16 protein-coding genes are annotated in these 18,973 nt (G+C 71.1%); 1 reads left to right on the top strand and 15 read right to left on the bottom strand.

All coding sequences use genetic code 11. The features are described 5' to 3' along the window. Positions 1-8 precede the first annotated feature (8 nt). The 3 genes from ABT123_RS19040 to ABT123_RS19050 are packed head-to-tail and all read right to left on the bottom strand — an operon-like array spanning position 9 to position 1,791. Positions 9-434 (bottom strand): cupin domain-containing protein, encoded by a 426-nt coding sequence (locus tag ABT123_RS19040; protein WP_351315631.1) that lies wholly within the window; start codon positions 432-434, stop codon positions 9-11. After that, positions 431-1,027 (bottom strand): ester cyclase, encoded by a 597-nt coding sequence (locus tag ABT123_RS19045; RefSeq protein WP_351315634.1) that lies wholly within the window; start codon positions 1,025-1,027, stop codon positions 431-433. Before ABT123_RS19045 ends, ABT123_RS19040 begins: the two co-directional genes overlap by 4 nt. 20 nt (positions 1,028-1,047) lie before the next feature. Continuing rightward, on the bottom strand, positions 1,048-1,791 hold the full coding sequence (locus ABT123_RS19050; RefSeq protein WP_351315637.1) for an SDR family oxidoreductase: 744 nt from the start codon (positions 1,789-1,791) through the stop codon (positions 1,048-1,050). A gap of 102 nt (positions 1,792-1,893) precedes the next feature. On the opposite strand from ABT123_RS19050, the gene ABT123_RS19055 reads away from it, so the two are divergent. Next, the gene (locus ABT123_RS19055) at positions 1,894-2,796 is read left to right on the top strand and encodes a LysR family transcriptional regulator (RefSeq protein ID WP_351315639.1); all 903 of its coding nucleotides are present in this window, start codon (positions 1,894-1,896) and stop codon (positions 2,794-2,796) included. A gap of 9 nt (positions 2,797-2,805) precedes the next feature. On the opposite strand, the gene pgi is transcribed toward ABT123_RS19055, so the two are convergent. From pgi to ABT123_RS19115, 12 genes are all read right to left on the bottom strand, one after another. Further along, positions 2,806-4,458 carry a glucose-6-phosphate isomerase gene (gene pgi / locus ABT123_RS19060; protein WP_351315779.1) on the bottom strand — a complete coding sequence of 551 codons (1,653 nt, stop codon included), beginning with the start codon at positions 4,456-4,458 and terminating at the stop codon, positions 2,806-2,808. 142 nt (positions 4,459-4,600) lie between these two features. Then, the gene (locus ABT123_RS19065) at positions 4,601-4,936 is read right to left on the bottom strand and encodes an RNA polymerase-binding protein RbpA (RefSeq protein WP_007263454.1); all 336 of its coding nucleotides are present in this window, start codon (positions 4,934-4,936) and stop codon (positions 4,601-4,603) included. Between the two features lie 65 nt (positions 4,937-5,001). Continuing rightward, positions 5,002-5,238: a preprotein translocase subunit SecG gene (gene secG / locus ABT123_RS19070; RefSeq protein WP_351315642.1), complete on the bottom strand. Its 237-nt coding sequence runs from the start codon at positions 5,236-5,238 to the stop codon at positions 5,002-5,004. Positions 5,239-5,349: 111 nt separating this feature from the next. Then, the gene (tpiA, locus tag ABT123_RS19075) at positions 5,350-6,126 is read right to left on the bottom strand and encodes a triose-phosphate isomerase (protein ID WP_351315645.1); all 777 of its coding nucleotides are present in this window, start codon (positions 6,124-6,126) and stop codon (positions 5,350-5,352) included. 6 nt (positions 6,127-6,132) lie between these two features. Then, the gene (locus ABT123_RS19080; RefSeq protein ID WP_351315648.1) at positions 6,133-7,344 is read right to left on the bottom strand and encodes a phosphoglycerate kinase; all 1,212 of its coding nucleotides are present in this window, start codon (positions 7,342-7,344) and stop codon (positions 6,133-6,135) included. Positions 7,345-7,461: 117 nt separating this feature from the next. Then, complete coding sequence (gene gap, locus ABT123_RS19085) at positions 7,462-8,466, bottom strand: type I glyceraldehyde-3-phosphate dehydrogenase (protein WP_351315651.1); 1,005 nt, start codon at positions 8,464-8,466, stop codon at positions 7,462-7,464. A 199-nt stretch (positions 8,467-8,665) separates the two neighbouring features. Further along, complete coding sequence (locus ABT123_RS19090; protein WP_351315654.1) at positions 8,666-11,650, bottom strand: M14 family metallopeptidase; 2,985 nt, start codon at positions 11,648-11,650, stop codon at positions 8,666-8,668. Positions 11,651-12,204: 554 nt separating this feature from the next. Continuing rightward, entirely contained in the window at positions 12,205-13,194 is a 990-nt protein-coding gene (gene whiA / locus ABT123_RS19095) for a DNA-binding protein WhiA (protein ID WP_125639393.1), read from the bottom strand. Beyond that, positions 13,185-14,234 carry a gluconeogenesis factor YvcK family protein gene (locus ABT123_RS19100; RefSeq protein WP_351315657.1) on the bottom strand — a complete coding sequence of 350 codons (1,050 nt, stop codon included), beginning with the start codon at positions 14,232-14,234 and terminating at the stop codon, positions 13,185-13,187. The genes whiA and ABT123_RS19100 overlap by 10 nt, the downstream gene beginning before the upstream one ends. After that, complete coding sequence (rapZ, locus tag ABT123_RS19105; RefSeq protein WP_150210444.1) at positions 14,231-15,166, bottom strand: RNase adapter RapZ; 936 nt, start codon at positions 15,164-15,166, stop codon at positions 14,231-14,233. Before rapZ ends, ABT123_RS19100 begins: the two co-directional genes overlap by 4 nt. Continuing rightward, positions 15,163-17,244: an excinuclease ABC subunit UvrC gene (gene uvrC, locus ABT123_RS19110; RefSeq protein WP_351315660.1), complete on the bottom strand. Its 2,082-nt coding sequence runs from the start codon at positions 17,242-17,244 to the stop codon at positions 15,163-15,165. The genes rapZ and uvrC overlap by 4 nt, the downstream gene beginning before the upstream one ends. Before the next feature lie 505 nt (positions 17,245-17,749). Next, positions 17,750-18,901 carry a sensor histidine kinase gene (locus ABT123_RS19115; RefSeq protein ID WP_351315662.1) on the bottom strand — a complete coding sequence of 384 codons (1,152 nt, stop codon included), beginning with the start codon at positions 18,899-18,901 and terminating at the stop codon, positions 17,750-17,752. Between the last annotated feature and the right edge of the window lie 72 nt (positions 18,902-18,973).

Consider the following 18,973-nt stretch of genomic DNA (forward strand, 5'->3'; position numbering starts at 1 on the left):
GACACCGCCTAACCCGCCAACACCAACGGCCGGTTCGCACCGCCCTTGAACTCCACCGTGACAAACACCAGCGGCGTCTCGCCCGAGTTCTCCAGGTCGTGCAGCAGGAAGCCGCCCGCCCCGAAGGTGAAGTGCCGGGTCTCCCCCGCGTCGTAGCAGACCTCGCGCGTGGTGCCATCGTCGGTGTGCTGGCGGCTCCGGCCCGCCGTCACAGCCGTCCAGAAGTAGTCCAGCACATGCCGGTGGGCCGGCAGCCGCTCGCCGGGGGCGAGGCGTATCTCCCACACCCGGGCCCGGTCGGTCTCGCTCAGCAGCCGCCCGCCGACCCGCCCGTTGTACCGGTTGGCCGCGAACTCGGCGCGCAGCTGCGGGGACCAGCCGGCGAAGCCCTCCGCCACCACAGCCCCGGCCAGCGGCAGCGCTCTCGCACTCATCCCGTGATCCCCATCTGGGCCAGCAGGGCCGTGTTGTCCTCGATGTGCCAGTCCTCGGAGATCTTGTCCTTGCCGACGTGCTGGATGTCGATCGCGTTGAACTCGATCTTCTGGCCCTTGCCCCGGACTCCGTTGAACGTCCCGGTGAAGTGCCCGCGGAAGACCAGCCGCGCCGTGATCTTGTCCCCGGTGATCAGCAGGTCGGAGAGCTCGCAGCTCAGGTCCGGGACGGCGGTCCGGAAGTTCTTCGAGGCGACCTCCTTGCCGATCCGGCCCTGCGGCCGGCCGGCCGGCAGGGTGTTGTCCTTGTACTCCGGGCTGACGGCCGCCTTGAGGTAGCCGGTATCGCCGGTGTGCCAGAAGGTGTAGAGGAGTTGGGCCAGCCGGACCTCCTGCCGGGCCCGCCGGTCGCCGAGGCCGCCGTCGACCGTGAGCGACACGGGCCGGATCAGCCCGGGGGTACGGTCGACCAGCCGGGCGGGGTCGCCGCCCGGACGCGGACGGTGGTGCTCCGGGGCGGGCGCGGCAGCCGCGATGGTGACCAGCACGGCGGCCGTGACCGCGCCGGCGATGAGGGGCTTCTGGTAACGCATGTCTTCTCCTTGAGGGGTCGTCAGACGAGGCGGGCGCCACCGTCGACGTGCAGCACGTGTCCGGTGACGAAGGGCGCGGTCAGCGTGTACAGCACGGCGTTCACCACGTCGTCGGGTGTGCCGGTGCGGCGGGCGGGGTTGCGTTCGGCGATCCCGCGCAGGAAGCCGTCCTTGCGGTCGCCGAGCCCGTCCCAGGCCCCGGAGTCGACAATTCCGGGCGAGACGGCATTGACCCTCAGCGGGGCCAGTTCGACGGCGAGTGCCTGGACCAGGAAGGCGAGCGCGCCGTTCGCGGTGGCCATCACCACCCGTTCGGGGGACGGCCGCCAGGCGGCCACGCCGGAGAGGAAGGTGCAGGAGCCGCCGTCGGCCGCCTGTCCGGCGAAGTGCTTGGCGATCAGCAGCGGGCCGAACACCTTCGCCGAGAACGCCCTTTGTACGTCGGCGAGTTCGAGCTCGGCGACCGGCCCGTTGGCCGGCATGGACGCGGTCGAGACGAGGTGGTCGAAGGAGCCGGCCGTCTTGGCGAGCTCGGCGATGGAGTCCTCGTCCGCCAGGTCGACGTGTTGGACGGCGGCCGGGCCGGCCAGGGTGGCGGCGGTGGCCTCGAGCCTGCCGGTGTCGGGGCCGGCGATGACCAGGTCGGCGCCCGCCGCCGAGGCGGTCTGGGCGAGCCGCCGGCCAATGCGCGAGCCCGCGCCGACGATGACGAGGCGCCGCCCGAGCAGTGCGTCTGCGTGCCGGACGGCCGTATCGATGGTCATGGAGGGTCCTTGCGGTGGGTCGGGTGGGGTGGTTCCCACCCTCCCCCGCCGGACTGCCATAGGTCCAAGACTTGCTTTCTACCTCTGCCATAGCATTCATGCATGGCAACGCTGAGGCAGTTCGAGTACCTGGTCACGGTCGTCGACACGGGCTCCTTCACCCGCGCCGCGGAGCTGCTGCACGTCTCGCAGCCCACCCTGTCCAACCAGGTCAGGGCGCTGGAGCGGGATGCCGGCGGCCCGTTGCTGGAGCGGCTGCCGCGCTCGGTGCGGCTCACGCCCATGGGCCGGGCGATGCTCCCGCACGCCCGTGCCGCGCTCGCCGACGCCGAGCGGGCCCGTGGCTCGGCCCGACGGGCGGCCGGGCTGGAGGGCGGCGAGATCCAGATCGCCACGGTCTACTCGCTCACCCTGGGGGTGCTGCCCCCGGTACTGCGGGCCTGGCACGCGCGACATCCGGAGGTCCGGGTCCGGCTGCTGGAGTTCCCGCACACCAGGGCCCTGCGGGCCACGATGGCCGCAGGGCGCGCGGACCTCGCGGCCGGCCCGGTCCCGGAGGAATGGGACGGGCCGGTCCGCGAGCTGGGCACTGAGGAGTTCGTGGTGGTACTCCCGGGCGACGGGCACGGCGCTGACGACGGGCGCGGCGACGGGGAGGCCACGGAGCCCGGCCGGGTCCGTATCGCCGACCTCGCCGACCGGGACTGGGTCCACTACGCCCCCGGCAACGGCCTCGCCGAACTGCTGGACGGCGTCTGCGCCCGGGCCGGCTTCCAGCCCCGTACGGCCGTCCGCACCGAGCAGACGGCCGCCGCGCCCCTGCTGGCCGCCGCCGGGCTGGGGGCCGCCCTGGTGCCCGCCAATCTGCTGCCGCCGGGGTTCGCGGGCCGGGTGCTGCGCCCCGACCCGCCGGTCCGGCGCACCCTCGCGGCGTACACCCGGCCCCACCCCGACCCGCTCACCACGGCCTTCCTGGACACCCTCAGCGCCCTGGCCCGGGTCTGACCGCGGCCGTCAGCGCCCGCGCAGCTCCCGGTACGTCGCCACCAGCGCCTTCGTCGACGGGTCCAGCCCCGGCACCTCGGTGCCCGAGACCAGCGCCGGCTCCACCCGCTTCGCCAGCACCTTGCCGAGCTCGACGCCCCACTGGTCGAAGGAGTCGATGTTCCACACCGCACCCTGCACGAACACCTTGTGCTCGTACAGCGCGATCAGCTGGCCCAGGACGGACGGGCTGAGCTCGGCGGCCAGGATGGTGGTCGTCGGGTGGTTGCCGCGGAAGGTCTTGTGCGGAACCAGCTCCTCTGCGACGCCCTCCGCCCGGACCTCGTCCGGGGTCTTACCGAAGGCCAGCGCCTGGGTCTGCGCGAAGAAGTTCGCCATCAGCAGGTCGTGCTGGGCGGCCGGCGCCGGCGGGAGCTCGGCGACCGGGCGGGCGAAGCCGATGAAGTCCGCGGGGATCATCTTGGTGCCCTGGTGGATCAGCTGGTAGTAGGCGTGCTGCCCGTTGGTGCCGGGGGTGCCCCACACCACCGGGCCGGTCCCCCAGTCCACCGGATTCCCGTCCCGGTCCACCGACTTGCCGTTGGACTCCATGTCCAGCTGCTGCAAGTAGGCCGTGAAACGCGACAGGTAGTGGCTGTACGGGAGCACCGCGTGCGACTGCGCGTCGAAGAACGCGCCGTACCAGATGCCCAACAGGCCCATCACCAGCGGGGCGTTGTCCTCGGGTGCGGCGGTCCGGAAGTGCTCGTCGACCAGCCGGAAGCCGGCCAGCAGCTCCCGGAAGGCGTCCGCCCCGATGGCGATCATCAGGGAGAGGCCGATCGCCGAGTCGAAGGAGTACCGGCCGCCGACCCAGTCCCAGAACTCGAACATGTTGGCCGGGTCGATGCCGAACTCGGTGACCTTCTCGGCGTTCGTCGACAGGGCGACGAAGTGGCGGGCCACCGCGGCGTTGTCACCGCCGAGCCCCGCCAGCAGCCACCCGCGGGCCGAGGTCGCGTTGGTGATCGTCTCGATGGTGGTGAAGGTCTTCGAGGCGACGATGAACAGGGTCTCGGCCGGGTCCAGTCCGTGGACCGCCTCGTGCAGGTCCGCGCCGTCCACATTGGAGACGAACCGCAGGGTGAGCTCGCGGTCGGTGAAGGCACGCAGCGCCTCATAGGCCATCGCCGGTCCGAGGTCGGAGCCGCCGATACCGATGTTGACCACGTTCCGGATCCGCTTGCCGGTGTGGCCGGTCCACTCGCCGGAGCGGATCCGGCCGCTGAAGGCGGCCATCTTGTCCAGGACGGCGTGCACGCCCGGGACCACGTTCTCCCCGTCCACCTCGACGACCGCATCGGCCGGTGCGCGCAGCGCGGTGTGCAGGACCGCCCGGTTCTCGGTCGTGTTGATCTTCTCGCCGCGGAACATGGCCTCGCGGAGTTCCGCAACGCCCGTGGCCGCCGCGAGTTCCCGCAGCAGTGCCAGCGTCTCGTCGGTCACCAGGTGCTTGGAGTAATCGATGTGCAGGTCACCGACCTGCAGGGTGTAGCCGGTGCCCCGGCCCGGGTCCGCCTCGAACAGCTCCCGCAGATGTGTCTGCCCCAGTTCTTCCCGGTGCTTGCCGAGTGCCAGCCACTCGGGGGTCCGGTTGAGCCTGCTGCGGCCGTCTGCGTTCATCTCGGACATCAACCCACTTCTTCCGTCCTGTTGTGCCCCGCCACCCCCCAACTTAAAGGATCAGAACCGGACCGAGGCCCACAAACAGGCCCGGCCCGCTGGAGAAGCTCTCCAGCGGGCCGGGCCCGAAGTCCTGCACGGTTCAGATCTCGCCACGAAGCTTGGCGAGGGCCTCGGCGAGGATCGCCTCGCCGTCGGCGTCGGTACGGCGCTCCCGTACGTATGCCAGGTGGGTCTTGTACGGTTCGGTGCGCGGCGGCGCCGGGGGGTTGTCCCGGTCCTGGCCGGCCGGGAAGCCGCAGCGCGGGCAATCCCAAGTGTCCGGAACCTGCGCATCGCTGGCGAAGCTCGGCTGCGTCTCGTGCCCGTTGGAGCACCAGAAGGAGATGCGCAGGCGGGGTGCGGACTCGCCGCGCTCGGCCTCGCCCATCGGCCCCGCTCCGACCCGACTTCCACGGATCGCGTTGCCACTTGCCACGGTCGTAACTCCCTGCGTGATGGTGCCGCGAAGCGTGAGTGTACCGCGCTGTACCCGAGTTGGGGTCAGGTGCTGGACTTCATCAGCAGGCCGAGGGCGACAATGCACGCGAACCACAGCAGACCGATCACGACGGTGATCCGGTCGAGGTTGCGCTCGGCGACCGAGGAGCCACCGACGGAGGACTGCATGCCGCCGCCGAACATGTCGGAGAGGCCGCCGCCCTTGCCCTTGTGCATCAGCACCAGCAGCATCAGCAGCAGGCTGAAGACGATCAGGGCGATCGAGAACCCCATAATCACGGCTGGACCCTACTTCCTTGGAATTGATGCGGGGGCCAGTGGCTGCCGATGCAGCCCCCTGGCCCCCGCAAGGGTACGACGGATCCGTCCTACCGCATACTCACGGCAACCTTACTGGTCGCGGAAGCGGACGATCTTGACGAACTCGTCGGCGTCCAGCGCCGCGCCGCCGATCAGGGCGCCGTCGACGTCCGGCTGGGCCATGATCGCGGCGATGTTGCCGGCCTTCACCGAGCCGCCGTACTGGATGCGGACCTTGTCGGCCAGCTCCTGGGAGTACAGCTCGGCCAGCCGGCCGCGGATCGCCCCGCAGACCTCCTGGGCGTCCTCGGGGGTGGCCACCTCGCCGGTGCCGATCGCCCAGACGGGCTCGTAGGCGATCACGATGGACTCGACCTGCTCGGCCGGGATGTCCTTGAGGCCGCCGTCGACCTGGCTCAGCGTGTGCGGGACCTGCTGGCCGGCCTTGCGGACGTCCAGGCCCTCGCCGACGCACAGGATGGGGGTGAGCCCGTTCCGGTACGCGGCCTTGACCTTGGCGTTGCAGATGTCGTCGCTCTCGCCGTGGTACTGGCGGCGCTCGCTGTGGCCGACGGCCACGTACGTGCACTTCAGCTTCGACAGCATCAGGCCGGAGATCTCGCCGGTGTAGGCACCGGAGTCCTGCGCCGAGATGTCCTGGGCGCCGTACTTGATCTTCAGCTTGTCGCCGTCGACGAGGGTCTGGACCGAGCGGAGGTCGGTGAAGGGCGGCAGCACCGCGACCTCGACGGCCTCGTAGTCCTTGTCGGCGAGCGCGAAGGCGAGCTTCTGGACGTGGGCGATGGCCTCGAGGTGGTTGAGGTTCATCTTCCAGTTGCCCGCCATCAGCGGGGTACGGTCAGTCACTTTGTTTCAGTCCTCCAGAGCGGCGAGGCCGGGAAGCGTCTTGCCCTCGAGGTATTCGAGGCTGGCGCCGCCACCGGTCGAAATGTGGCCGAAGGCATTCTCGTCGAAGCCCAGCGTACGGACGGCCGCGGCCGAGTCGCCGCCGCCGACGACGGTGAAGCCGGGGCTGCCGAGCAGGGCCTGGGCGATGGCCTTCGTGCCGTTGGCGTAGTCGGGGTGCTCGAAGACGCCCACCGGGCCGTTCCAGAAAACGGTCTCGGCGTCAGCGATCTTCGAGGCGTAGAGCTCGCGGGTCCTGGGACCGATGTCCAGGCCCTCCTTGTCGGCGGGGATCTTGTCCGCGTCGACGGTCTCGTAGTCGGCCGGGGTCTTGCCCTTGAGGTCCGGGAAGTCCGCGGAGACCAGCACGTCCACCGGGAGGACCAGCTCGACGCCATTGGCCTCGGCGCGGGCCATGTACTCCTTGACCTTGTCCACCTGGTCCTTCTGGAGCAGGGAGATGCCGACCTCATAGCCCTTGGCGTAGAGGAAGGTGTAGGCCATGCCGCCGCCGATCAGCAGGCGGTCGGCCTTGCCGAGCAGCTCGTCGATGACGGCGAGCTTGTCGGAGACCTTGGCGCCGCCGAGGACGACCACGTACGGGCGCTTGACATCGGCGGTGAGCTTCTTGAGGACGCCGACCTCGGTGGCGATCAGGTAGCCGGCCGCGTGCGGGAGGCGCGCGGGCAGGTCGAAGACCGAGGCGTGCTTGCGGTGCACGGCACCGAAGCCGTCGCCGACGTAGAGGTCGGCGAGCTCGGCGAGCTCGTCCGCGAAGGCGCCGCGCTCGGCGTCGTCCTTCGAGGTCTCACCGGCGTTGAAGCGCAGGTTCTCGAGGACGGCGACCTGGCCGTCGGCAAGGGCGGCGACGGTCTCCTTGGCGGAGGAACCGACCGTGTCGGTGGCGAACGCGACGTTGGCACCGAGCAGTTCGCCGAGCCGCCGGGCGGCGGGGGCGAGCGAGAAGGCCGGGTCCGGAGCGCCCTTGGGGCGGCCCAGGTGCGAGGCGACGACCACGCGGGCGCCGGCTTCGGCGAGCTTCGCGATGGTCGGCTGCACGGCGCGGATGCGGCCGTCGTCGGTGATGGTGCCCTCGGAGAGCGGCACGTTGAGGTCGGCGCGGACGAAGACCCGCTTGCCGGCAACGCCCCCGGCGAGAAGTTCGTCGATCGTCTTCATTATCTGTGTGACTCCTTGAAGCAGTGAAGCCGTGCTGAGGCAAGCAACAGGGCCCGCACGGCGCTTCATCGCGCTGCCCGAGCCCTGTGCTTCACATCGTGGTGCCCGCCCTAGGTCCTAGAGCTGGCCGCCGACGAAGACAGTGAGGTCGACAAGACGGTTGGAGTAGCCCCACTCGTTGTCGTACCAGCCGACGACCTTGACCTGCTTGCCCTGGACCATGGTCAGGGAGGAGTCGAAGGTGCAGGAGGCCGGCCAGTTCACGATGTCGGAGGAGACGATCGCGTCCTCGGTGTAGTCGAGGATGCCCTTGAGCTGGCCCTCGGCGGCCTTCTGGAAGGCGGCGTTGATCTCGTCCTTGGTGACCTCGCGGTCGAGCTCCAGGACCAGGTCGGTGACCGAGCCGGTGGGGACCGGGACGCGCATGGCGATGCCGTCCAGCTTGCCCTTGAGCTGCGGGAGGACCAGCGCGGTGGCCTTGGCGGCACCGGTGGAGGTCGGGATGATGTTCTCGGCGGCGGCGCGGGCGCGGCGCAGGTCCGAGTGCGGGAAGTCCAGGATCCGCTGGTCGTTCGTGTACGCGTGGACCGTGGTCATCATGCCCTTGACGATGCCGAAGTTCTCGTCGAGAACCTTGGCCATCGGCGCCACGCAGTTGGTGGTGCAGGAGGCGTTGGAGATGACGTGGTGGTTGGCCGCGTCGTACTTGTCCTGGTTGACACCCATCACAATGGTGATGTCCTCGTCCTTGGCCGGAGCCGAGATGAGGACCTTCTTCGCGCCGGCCGCGATGTGCTTCGCAGCGTCGGCCTTCTTGGTGAAGATGCCGGTGGACTCGATGACGATGTCCGCACCCAGCTCGCCCCAGGGGAGGTTCGCGGGGTCGCGCTCGGCGAAGGTCTTGAAGGTGTTGCCGCCGACGGTGATCGTGTCATCGGTGTGGCTGACCTCGTGCTTCAGCCGGCCCAGGATGGTGTCGTACTTGAGCAGGTGCACCAGGGTGGCGTTGTCAGTCAGGTCGTTGACACCGACGATCTCGATGTCCGCTCCCTGCTCCAGGAGCGCCCGGAAATAGTTACGGCCAATGCGGCCAAAACCGTTGATGCCTACGCGGATCGTCACGAACCGATCTCCTCGTTGGTGCGCCGGTTAGTGCGCCGGCGAGCTGAAATGGGATGTCCCCGACCGCTTACGACCCTACCTCTCCGTGAGGCTCCGAGTGACATCGCGTGCCGCCCGACTCGCCCCGGCGGCCCGTACCAATGCGGCAGGTACGGGCCCTCCGGGACTTTGGTCCTCGTCACGCAGAGTCAGGATCGGGTCAGCGGTGCAGCGAACGCAGTGCCTTACTGATCAGTACGGCTCTGTCCCCGGCCACCGGGAGGTGCTCGAGGCCGAAGCCGAGGAGCACCGTGTCACGCGTAGTGACGGCGGCGAAGGACTTGAACAGCTCTCCGGTACGAGACCAATCGCCCGGAACTTCGGGACTTCCGGCCGGTGCGCCCTGCGCGGTCCAGACCCCGAGCGAGGTCTCGAACCCCTCCGCGACCTGGTCGGTTCCGCCGACGGACAGCCGCGCCTCGTCCATGAACACGCCCCGGCCGCCGGAGCCCGGGTCGGTGATGTAGGCGAGGGAGAGTTCGACCTTCTTGCCCGCATATGCGCTCAAGTCGAACGCGACCTGTTTCCAGCCGGCGGACGAGCCGGTGAAGCTGTTCCACCGGCCGCTGCTGCCGGCCGGGGTGCAGCCGTCCGCGGCCCGGGTCAGGTAGCGGCCCAGGAAGGGATGGCCGTCGAGGAAGAACCCGGCCTCGCACTCCGCGGGCACGGTCGTGGTGGTCAGCCCGCCGGCCTCGGGCAGCGTGGTCCAGTCGTCGCCGTCGGCGGTGCGGGCCTCCAGGACCGCGTGGTCGTAGCCGGGTTCGGTGTTCCAGTGGAGAGCCATCTTCAGGGCCGGCTTGTCGGCGGCGGTGACCCCGGTGAGGTCCACCGTCCGGGACAGCCGCTTCCAGTCGTCGTCCTCGTGGGCGGCCGAGGCCATTCCGGTGCCGGCGTAGGGGGCGTACGGGTTGGTCACCCCGGCGTACTGGCCTGCCTGCGCGCTCTTGAACTGCGGGAACTGCGCGGGGGCGAGGGTGTCGGAGGTGACGGTGTAGGAGCCGGGGGTGTCCAGCGGGTTGCCGGCGGCGCCGGTCAGTCCGCCGGTGGCTCCGCCCAGCGTGCCCGCGCCGGTGAAGCCGTTGGGGCCCTTGACCGCGGCCCGCCCGTAGGCGCCCAGCCAGTACTGGCTGAAGTCGTCGGTGACGGCCGGGCCGACCTGGGCGTTGCCGCCCGCCCGCTCGCCCGCCTCGATCAGCTTGCCGCCCTCGTTGAGGAAGGCGCGGAGCGCGAGCTGGGTGGTTCCGCCGGGGACCTTGTCGCCGGTGTAGTGGACGGCGGTGGAGAAGTGGGAGAGGACCCCGAGCCGGTGCGGGGCGCCCTGGACGGCGACGTCCCAGACGGCGGCCGACTTGCCGTTGGCGCGCAGCGCGTCGACGTAGGACCGGGCGTGCTGGGCGGCGGCCCCCTCCTCGGCGATCACCAGGACCTCCGCCCGGGGCCGCTCGGCCACGGTGTAGGTGAAGTGCTCGCTGGCGACCTTCTTGCCGGTGGTGCGGTCGCGGCCGGTGAACCAGACCTCGACCTTGTCGCCCGGCCGGGCGTTCTCGACCTCGGCCCGGTACTCGTCGAACCAGTGGTTGTCCTCGCCGCCGTAGGTCTCGCCGCCCTTCCAGGCCTTGAGGTCCTCGTCGTGGGTACGGCCGCCGTTGATGCGGTAGTTGAGCTCCTTGTCGCGCAGCGACTTGCGGGCGGTCACCGCGATCTCCTGGTCCTGGCCGCGGCCGGCCCAGGAGGTGGTGAAGGGATCGAGGGTGAAGTCCGCGGCGCTCAGGCCGACGGCTGAGGCGGGCCGGTCGGGGTGGCGGGCGGTCTCGGCGACGGAGAGTGCGAAGGGGATGTTCTTGGCGAACTCCGCCTGGATGAGCTTCTCGTCGTCCGGGAAGTTGAACCCGGAGGCACAGTCCTCGGGCCGCCACGGGTCGCCTGGGTCGCTCTGGGAGGCGGTCCGGCAGGTGGTCATCTCGGGCGTGAACATCATCATGCCGTTGACGTTGGAGGCGTGGCCGTCCGCCTCGCCGTTGGTGGTGTACAGCTCGGAGGAGAGCTGCGGGTGGTAGCCGGGGACGGCCGGGTTCTCCGGGGTGCCGGCGAGTGCCTTGTAGAGCACGTCGTCGGGGGTGGGGGTGGCCACCTGCCAGCCCACGCCGTAGAGGAGCAGCTCGGCGGCGGAGTGGTAGTTGATGCCGTACTCGAAGCCGATCCGCTTCTGGAAGCGGTCCAGGGCGACGGTCTCGGGCTCGGAATTGGGCCCGGTGCCGCGGAAGGTCTCGCTGGACTGGTTCGGCGAGGAACCCTCGTTGTCGTAGCCCCACTTGTAGGCGAAGTTCCGGTTGAGGTCGACCCCGTCTCCGGTGGTGATCTTCCCGTCGCCGTTGTTGTCGTGGAGGTTCTTGCGCCACAGCCGTTCGCCGCCGGGGGCGTGGGTGTAGTCGTACCCGTCCGGGTTGGCTGAGATCAGGAACCAGAGTTCGGTGGAGTCGACCAGCTGTGTGATGCGCTGGTCCTTGCCGTAGTTGTCGAGGTAGTGGTGGAGCAGCCGCCTGGTCATCTCCGGCGTGATCCACTCGCGGGCGTGCTGGTTGGACATGTACAGCACGGAGGGCTTGGAGCCGTCCTTGGCCTGCCGGGCGTTCTTGCTGACCTTGACGGCCAGGATGTCCTTGCCCTGGACGGTCTTGCCGAGGGAGACGACCTTGGTGAGGCCGGGGTGGGCCTGGCCGGTGCGGACGATCTCCTCCTGGAGGCCGCCCTTGCCGCTGTACGGGCGGAAGACGCCGTCCCCGGCGGCCCGGGCGCGGGCCAGGGCGCCGGCGGGGGTCTTGCGTTCGGCGAGCTTGACGCCCTGGGCGCCGAGGCTTCTGGCCTGGGCGCCGGTGAGGAAGAGCTCGACCTTGGCGGTGCCGTGCTCGGGGGCCCGTTCGCCGAGCTCGTGGGCGTCCTGGCCAGCGGCGAGGACGAGCGGTACCTGTTCCTTGGTGATGTCGGCGTCGTAGACCCGCACCTCATCGGCGGCGACGGCGGGGCCGCCGCCGGGCTGGGCCTGGGTCTGGGCCTGGGCCTGGGCCTGGGCCGCCACGGGTACGGCGGCGAGTGAACCGAAGACGAGTGCGCTAGCGGCGAGGATCGATCTCGCGCGGTGCCTCATATGCCCCCCTGGGCGTCGTCAGCCACGAAAGCGTCGGACGACAGGCTCACGACCGTCCCATGCCCATGTCAATGGGGCGTGCCGCGGCGCACCTGCTTTTCCCGCCCCTGGCCGTGTGTGCACACGGCCGGCCGTGTGGGCAACACGGGCACGACGGCCCGCACCCGCCGTGTGGGCAGTCGTGCCGCTGGGGCGGCACGGGTGGGCACACGGCACGACGGCGGCGCGCTGTGTCGCGCAGCGTGCCCCGCACCCCCGGCCGGCGGCTCGTACCCCGGCCGGGGTACGGCAACGGCCACCGCCCCGGGGGCGGTGGCCGTTGTACACGCTGCGCGGTCCCTGCGGGCCGCCGTTCCGGTGTGCCCACCCGTTCCGCCCTGCGGAACGATTGCCCACACCGCCGGGCCGGTGCGGGGCGGGGGTAGCCCCGCGGAACGACTGTCCACACCGCCGGGCCGGTGCGGGGCGGGGGTAGCCCGGCGGAACGACTGCGCACACCGCGGGCCGGTGCGGGGGCGGGAGTGGCCCGGCGGAACGAGTGCCCGCACCTGCCTTCAGCCGGCCAGGTTGTCGGCCATTTCTTCGGTGAGGTTCGACTCCGTACCCGGGATGCCGAGATCCTGGGCCCGCTTGTCGGCCATCGCCAGCAGGCGCCGGATCCGGCCCGCGACCGCGTCCTTGGTCAGCGGCGGGTCGGCAAGCGCGCCGAGCTCCTCCAGAGAAGCCTGCTTGTGCTCCATGCGCAGCCGGCCGGCCGCGGCAAGGTGCTCGGGGACCTCCTCGCCGAGGATCTCCAGAGCCCGCTGCACCCGCGCACCCGCAGCCACCGCAGCCCGCGCCGAACGGCGCAGGTTGGCGTCGTCGAAGTTGGCCAGGCGGTTGGCGGTGGCGCGGACCTCGCGCCGCATCCGCCGCTCCTCCCAGGCCAGCACCGACTCGTGCGCGCCGAGCCGGGTCAGCAGCGCCCCGATCGCGTCGCCGTCCCGGACCACGACCCGGTCCACCCCGCGCACCTCGCGCGCCTTGGCGGCGATGGAGAGCCGGCGGGCGGCACCCACCAGGGCCAGGGCGGCCTCCGGGCCCGGGCAGGTGACCTCCAGGGAGGAGGACCGGCCGGGCTCGGTCAGCGAGCCGTGGGCCAGGAAGGCACCGCGCCAGGCCGCCTCGGCGTCACAGGTGGCCCCGGAGACCACCTGCGGGGGCAGACCTCGGATGGGCCGTCCGCGGCCGTCCACGAGCCCGGTCTGGCGGGCCAGCTGGTCTCCGCCGGCGACGACCCGTACGACGTACCGGCTGCCGCGGCGCAGCCCGCCGGGGGCCATCACCACCAGGTCCGAGGAGTGGCCGAAGATCTCCAGGATGTCCTTGCGCAGCCGGCGGGCCGCGATCCCGGTGTCCAGCTCCGCCTCGATGACGATCCGGCCGCTCACCAGGTGCAGCCCGCCCGCGAACCGAAGGATCGCCGAGACCTCCGCCTTCCTGCAGCAGGTCCGGGTGACGGGGAGCCGCGAGATCTCATCCTTCACCGCTGGCGTCATCGCCATGGGCCGATCCTTCCATGCATCCGAAAAATACGGTCGTACGCGGCGGCCAGCAGCTCCGGGTCGTGCTTCGGAGAGCCGTCTTCCCTGGCCACCGGCGCCAGCTCGACCGCGGCACCGAAGCGTTTTGCGGCATCGGCGAGGGACTCGCGGTCGGGCACGGCGGCCTGGTCGGCCAGCACCACGTCCAGGGCGAGTTTAGGGGCGTGTCGGGCCAAAACCTCCAAATGACGCTGCGGAGAGAAGCCCTCTGTTTCGCCGGGCTGCGGCGCGAGGTTCAGCGAGAGGACCCGCCGGGCCTTCGTCCGGGACAGCGCATCGAGCAGTTCGGGCACCAGCAGGTGCGGGATCACGGAGGAGAACCAGGAGCCCGGGCCGAGCACCACCCAGTCGGCGTCCAGCACCGCCTCGACGGCCTCCGGCACGGCCGGCGGGTCGGACGGGACGACATGCACGGACTGCACCTCGCCCGGGGTGAGGGCCACCGTGGCCTGCCCGCGGACGGTCTCCAGCTCCTGCGGGCGGGCCGGGTCGTGGCCGCGGACCAGGGCCTGCAGCTCCAGCGGAACGGCCGACATCGGCAGCACCCGGCCGTGCGCCCCGAGCAGCTTCCCGACCAGGTCGAGGGCCTGGACGTGGTCGCCGAGCTGCTCCCAGAGCGCGACGATCAGCAGATTGCCGACCGCATGCTCGTGCAGGTCGCCGCGGGACTCGAAGCGGTGCTGGATGACCCGCGACCAGGTCTGGCCCCAGTCGTCGTCCCCGCACAGCGCGGCCAGCGCCTTGCGCAGGTCACCCGGGGGCAGCACGCCGAGCTCCTCGCGGAGCCGGCCGCTGGAGCCGCCGTCGTCGGCGACGGTCACCACGGCCGTCAGGTCCCCGGTGATCCGGCGCAGCGCGGCCAGCGAGGCCGACAGGCCCATGCCGCCGCCGAGAGCGACCACCTTGGGCTGGGCGCCGCGCCGACGGGCCGCCCGGGACGTCTCGTCACGCCCCGCGGTCAGCCGGCGCAGGCGGCGCAGCCGCAGGCTCCGTCCGGTCACTCGCGCCCCATGTCCCGGTGTACCACGACGGTCTCGACTCCCTCGGAGGCGAGGCGGGCTGCGAGCTTCTCGGACATGGCCACGCTGCGGTGCTTGCCGCCGGTGCAGCCGACCGCGATGGTCACATAGCGCTTGCCCTCGCGGCGGTAGCCGGTGGCGATGAGCTGGAGCAGCTCGGCGTACCGGTCGAGGAACTCCTTGGCGCCGGGCTGGTTGAAGACGTAGCCGGACACCTCCTCGTTGAGGCCGGTGAAGGGGCGCAGCTCCGGGACCCAGTGCGGGTTGGGGATGAAACGGCAGTCCACCACGAGGTCGGCGTCCACGGGGAGCCCGTACTTGTAGCCGAAGGACATGACGGTGGCGCGGAGCTCGGGCTCCTCGTCCCCGGCGAACTGGGCGTCCATCTTCGCGCGCAGCTCGTGCACGTTCAGGCTGGAGGTGTCGATCACCAGGTCGGCGTCCCCGCGCAGCTCGCGCAGCAGGTCGCGCTCGGCGGCGATGCCGTCGACGATGCGGCCGTCACCTTGGAGGGGGTGCGGGCGGCGGACCGACTCGAAGCGGCGGACCAGGGCGTCGTCGGAGGATTCCAGGAAGACGATGCGCCGGGTGACCCCACGGGAGTCGAGGTCGGCGAGGGCCTCGCGGAGGGCGTCGAAGAACTGGCGGCCACGGACGTCGACGACGACGGCGATCCGCGCCACATTGCCCTGGGAGCGGGCGCCCAGCTCCACCATGGTGGGGATGAGAGCCGGCGGGAGGTTGTCCACGACGAACCAGCCGAGGTCCTCGAGACACTTGGCGGCCGTGCTCCGGCCTGCTCCGGACATGCCGGAGATGATCACCAGCTCCGGGATGGCCGCCTCGGCGGCCTCGCCGGGCTCCACTGTCGTGCCCGTACTCACCTGTGCTCCGTCTCGGTCGTGCGCGGTCATTTCTCGGCTCCCCGTTCAGATCCCGGTGCGGACACCGGTTCAGATCCCCGTTCGAATGCTGGCTCGGATCCTGCCTCGGATCCGCGTTCAGGTCCCGCAGGTGCGGGGCTCTCATCCTCAATGATCTCCCCTGTCGCCGTGTTGACGGCAGGGCCGGCGGGGGCCGCCTGGGCGAGGGCCGCGGCCACGGTCTCGGCCGTCTTGCGGCCTATGCCCGGGACCTCGCAGATCTGGTCAATTGTGGCCTGTCTCAGCTTCTTCACCGAACCGAAATGCTTGACGAGGGCCTGTTTGCGGCTTTCGCCGAGGCCGGGCACCTCGTCCAGCGGACCGGCCTTGAGCCGCTTGCCCCGCTTGCTGCGCTGGTACTGGATGGCAAACCGGTGGGCTTCGTCACGGACCCGCTGCAGGAGGTACAGCCCCTCGCTGGTGCGGGGCAGGACGACCGGGTCGTCCTCGCCGGGCAGCCACACCTCCTCCAGCCGCTTGGCCAGGCCGCAGACGGCGACGTCGTCGATGCCGAGCTCCGCCAGGGCCCGCGCGGCGGCGGCGACCTGCGGCTGCCCGCCGTCGACCACGACCAGCTGCGGCGGGTAGGCGAACCGCTTGGGCCGTCCGTCGTCCTCGGGCAGGCCCTCGCCGGCACCGCCCTCGTCGCCCTCCCACTCCCCCGTCTTCAGCTTCTCCTGGAGGTAGCGGCGGAACCGCCGGGACACCACCTCGTGCATGGACCGTACGTCGTCCTGCCCGGCGAAGCTCTTGATCTGGAACCGCCGGTACTCGCTCTTGCGGGCCAGCCCGTCCTCGAACACCACCATCGAGGCGACCACGTCGTCCCCCTGGAGGTGCGAGATGTCGAAGCACTCGATGCGCAGCGGGGCGCCGTCCAGGTCCAGTGCCTCGGCGATCTCCTCCAGGGCCCGCGAGCGGGTGGTGAGGTCGCTGGCGCGTTTGGTCTTGTGCAGGGCGAGGGACTGCTGGGCGTTGCGGTGAACGGTCTCCATGAGGGCCTTCTTGTCGCCGCGCTGCGGGATGCGCAGGCTGACGTTCGACCCGCGGCGCGCGGCGAGCCACTCGCTCAGGGCGGGGGTGTCCTCGGGCAGCGCCGGTACCAGCACCTCCTTGGGCACGCTCTCGCCGGTCTCCTCGCCGTAGAGCTGCTGGAGGGCGTGCTCGACCAGGCCGGCGGTGTCCACGGCCTCCACCTTGTCGGTGACCCAGCCGCGCTGGCCTCGGACCCGGCCGCCGCGCACATGGAAGATCTGCACGGCGGCTTCGAGCTCGTCCTCGGCGACCGCGATCAGGTCGGCGTCGGTGGCGTCGGCGAGCACGACGGCATTCTTCTCCATCGCGCGCCGCAGCGCCCCTATGTCGTCGCGCAGCCGGGCGGCCTTCTCGTACTCCATCTCCTCCGCGGCCTCGTGCATCTGCTTCTCGAGGCGGGAGAGGTACGTCCCGGTCTTCCCGGCCATGAAGTCGCAGAAGTCCTCGGCCAGTTCCCGGTGTTCCTCGGGCGTGACCCGGCCGACGCAGGGTGCCGAGCACTTGCCGATGTAGCCGAGCAGGCAGGGCCGGCCGATCTGGGCGGAGCGCTTGAACACACCGGCGGAGCAGGTCCGTACGGGAAACACGCGGAGCATGAGGTCGACGGTCTCGCGGATGGCCCAGGCGTGGGCGTACGGCCCGAAGTAGCGCACGCCCTTCTTCTTGGGGCCGCGCATGACCTGGACGCGGGGGTAGTCCTCGTTGAGGGTCACCGCGAGGGAGGGGTAACTCTTGTCGTCGCGGTACTTGACGTTGAACCGGGGGTCGTACTCCTTGATCCAGGAGTACTCCAGCTGGAGGGCCTCGACTTCGGTGGACACCACGGTCCACTCGACGGAGGCGGCGGTGGTCACCATGGTGGCGGTGCGGGGGTGCAGGCCGGCCACGTCCTGGAAGTAGTTGGCCAGGCGCTGGCGCAGGCTCTTGGCCTTCCCGACGTAGATCACCCGGCGGTGCTCGTCGCGGAAGCGGTAGACGCCCGGGGAGTCGGGGATCTGTCCCGGTTGGGGGCGGTAGCTGGAAGGGTCGGCCATGCCAACCACCCTACTGGCGCCCTCCGACAACACCCCCGCACCGTCCCCACCCCGCTCGGGCCCGACCCGACCCGGCCCACGTTCCGGCCCGGCCCGGCCGAGCTCCGCTGTGGTGCGGTGCCGCTGCGCGGAGCTGTCCCCACCCCGCCCCTTCCCGAAACCGGGACCTGCGGCCCCGGCCCCCGCCCGTGGGGCTCCGCCCCACACCCCGGGTGCCCAGGCTCCGCCCGGCACCCCGTTCCCGGGGCTCCGCCCCGGACCCCACGCGGGGCTTCCGCCTCGGGCCCCGTGCCGGGGCTCCGCCCGGCACTCGTGGTGGGGCCCGCCCCGAACCCCGCGGGGCGCCCCGCCCGGCTCGCAGCCTGCGCGGGCGAGTGAGCCGAAGGGGGCGCGCCGAGGGAACAGGGGCGAGCGCCCGGAGGAAACCGCGAGGAACGAGCGGTTTTCGAGGACGTACGACCCTGTGAGCTCGGCAGCAAGCGCCCCGGAGGCGAACCGAGCCCCCTTAAAAGCGCGGCAGGGTGGCTACGACCTCGTACGCGTTCGACGTGCGCCTCGCCGTCAGCGTGCCGCCCAGGCTGCGGACGCGTTCCGCCATGCTGGCGGTGCCCGAGCCCGCGGATACCGGGGCCCGGCCGGCCGCCGTCCGGGTGGGGAGGGTGTTGCTGACGGCGATCCGGAGTTCGGTGCCGTCCGTGGAGATGGACACGTCGACGGTCTCCCCGCCGGCGTGTTTCGCGGCGTTCGTCAGGCATTCCTGGACTACCCGGTACACCGCGGCCTGCCGCAGCGGGGACAGCGTGTGCACGTCCGCGTCCATGGCCAGGCGGACCGGGGAGCCGGCCCGGCCGCTCTCGTCGGCGAGGGCGGGCAGCCCGTCCACGCCGGGGGTGGCAGCCCGTTCGCCGCGCTGCACGATGATCTCGTTGAGGACGAGGTGGGCCCGGCGGGCCGTGTCGGCGAGCTCCTCGAAGTCCTTCGCGTACGCGGTTTCGCGGGAGCGCAGGGACAGCACCTCGGAGCGCACGGTCAGCAGGGTGAGTTCGCGTCCGACGAAGTCGTGGACGTCCCGCGCGACCGAGGTGCGCTCCTGCTGGACGGCCTGCAGGACGGCGGATTCGGCGCGGCGGGAATCGAGTTCCCGCACCAGGTCCTGCCGGTAGGCGGCGATGCCGACGGCGGAGGCCAGTGCCCCGATGGGGACGACCAGGCTGAGGAAGGAGCTGAAGCTCGCGGCCCGGTCGAGCGGCCAGCCCGGCACCGTGAACAGGATGAGGGTGAAGGCGAAGTAACCGAGGGTGGCGAGGACGCCGGCGAGCCGGCCCCGGAAGCGGCCGACGGAGTAGAGGGCGAACTGGATGAGGGTGAGCTCGTGCAGCCAGCCTATGAAGACGAGGGCGACGGCGAGCGACAGCCAGGGCAGCCGGCGGCGGACCAGGAGGGTGGCGGAGCCGAGGGCGAGGACCACCGCGGCCATCGGGCCGCTGAGGGAATTGTCGGCCGCGGCGAGCCCGGGGAGGTCCAGGGCCATGAGGGCAAGGCAGCTCAGCGCGGTCAGGACGTCGAGCGCACGGGGTGACCCGGCCCAGCTCTCGGCGAGCCGGCGGCCGGTGGCCGCGGCCCACTGGACGGCCGAGGCGGCGGGCTTGACGTGCATGCTTCCCATCATCCGTGGTCGACGGCGAGGATCGGTTCTGCGAGGCGGGCAGAATAAGTGATATACGGCACT

Source organism: Streptomyces sp. NPDC002054 (assembly GCF_040296685.1).
Classification (GTDB): domain Bacteria; phylum Actinomycetota; class Actinomycetes; order Streptomycetales; family Streptomycetaceae; genus Streptomyces.

Bases quoted from the DNA above. Each gene is read 5' to 3' on its own strand.
- ABT123_RS19080 (WP_351315648.1), bottom strand. From the start codon at position 7,344: ATGAAGACGATCGACGAACTTCTCGCCGGGGGCGTTGCCGGCAAGCGG.
- ABT123_RS19090 (WP_351315654.1), bottom strand. From the start codon at position 11,650: ATGAGGCACCGCGCGAGATCGATCCTCGCCGCTAGCGCACTCGTCTTC.
- pgi (WP_351315779.1), bottom strand. From the start codon at position 4,458: ATGAACGCAGACGGCCGCAGCAGGCTCAACCGGACCCCCGAGTGGCTG.
- ABT123_RS19040 (WP_351315631.1), bottom strand. From the start codon at position 434: ATGAGTGCGAGAGCGCTGCCGCTGGCCGGGGCTGTGGTGGCGGAGGGC.
- ABT123_RS19045 (WP_351315634.1), bottom strand. From the start codon at position 1,027: ATGCGTTACCAGAAGCCCCTCATCGCCGGCGCGGTCACGGCCGCCGTG.
- ABT123_RS19050 (WP_351315637.1), bottom strand. From the start codon at position 1,791: ATGACCATCGATACGGCCGTCCGGCACGCAGACGCACTGCTCGGGCGG.
- uvrC (WP_351315660.1), bottom strand. From the start codon at position 17,244: ATGGCCGACCCTTCCAGCTACCGCCCCCAACCGGGACAGATCCCCGAC.
- ABT123_RS19055 (WP_351315639.1), top strand. From the start codon at position 1,894: ATGGCAACGCTGAGGCAGTTCGAGTACCTGGTCACGGTCGTCGACACG.
- ABT123_RS19115 (WP_351315662.1), bottom strand. From the start codon at position 18,901: ATGCACGTCAAGCCCGCCGCCTCGGCCGTCCAGTGGGCCGCGGCCACC.
- rapZ (WP_150210444.1), bottom strand. From the start codon at position 15,166: ATGACCGCGCACGACCGAGACGGAGCACAGGTGAGTACGGGCACGACA.
- whiA (WP_125639393.1), bottom strand. From the start codon at position 13,194: ATGGCGATGACGCCAGCGGTGAAGGATGAGATCTCGCGGCTCCCCGTC.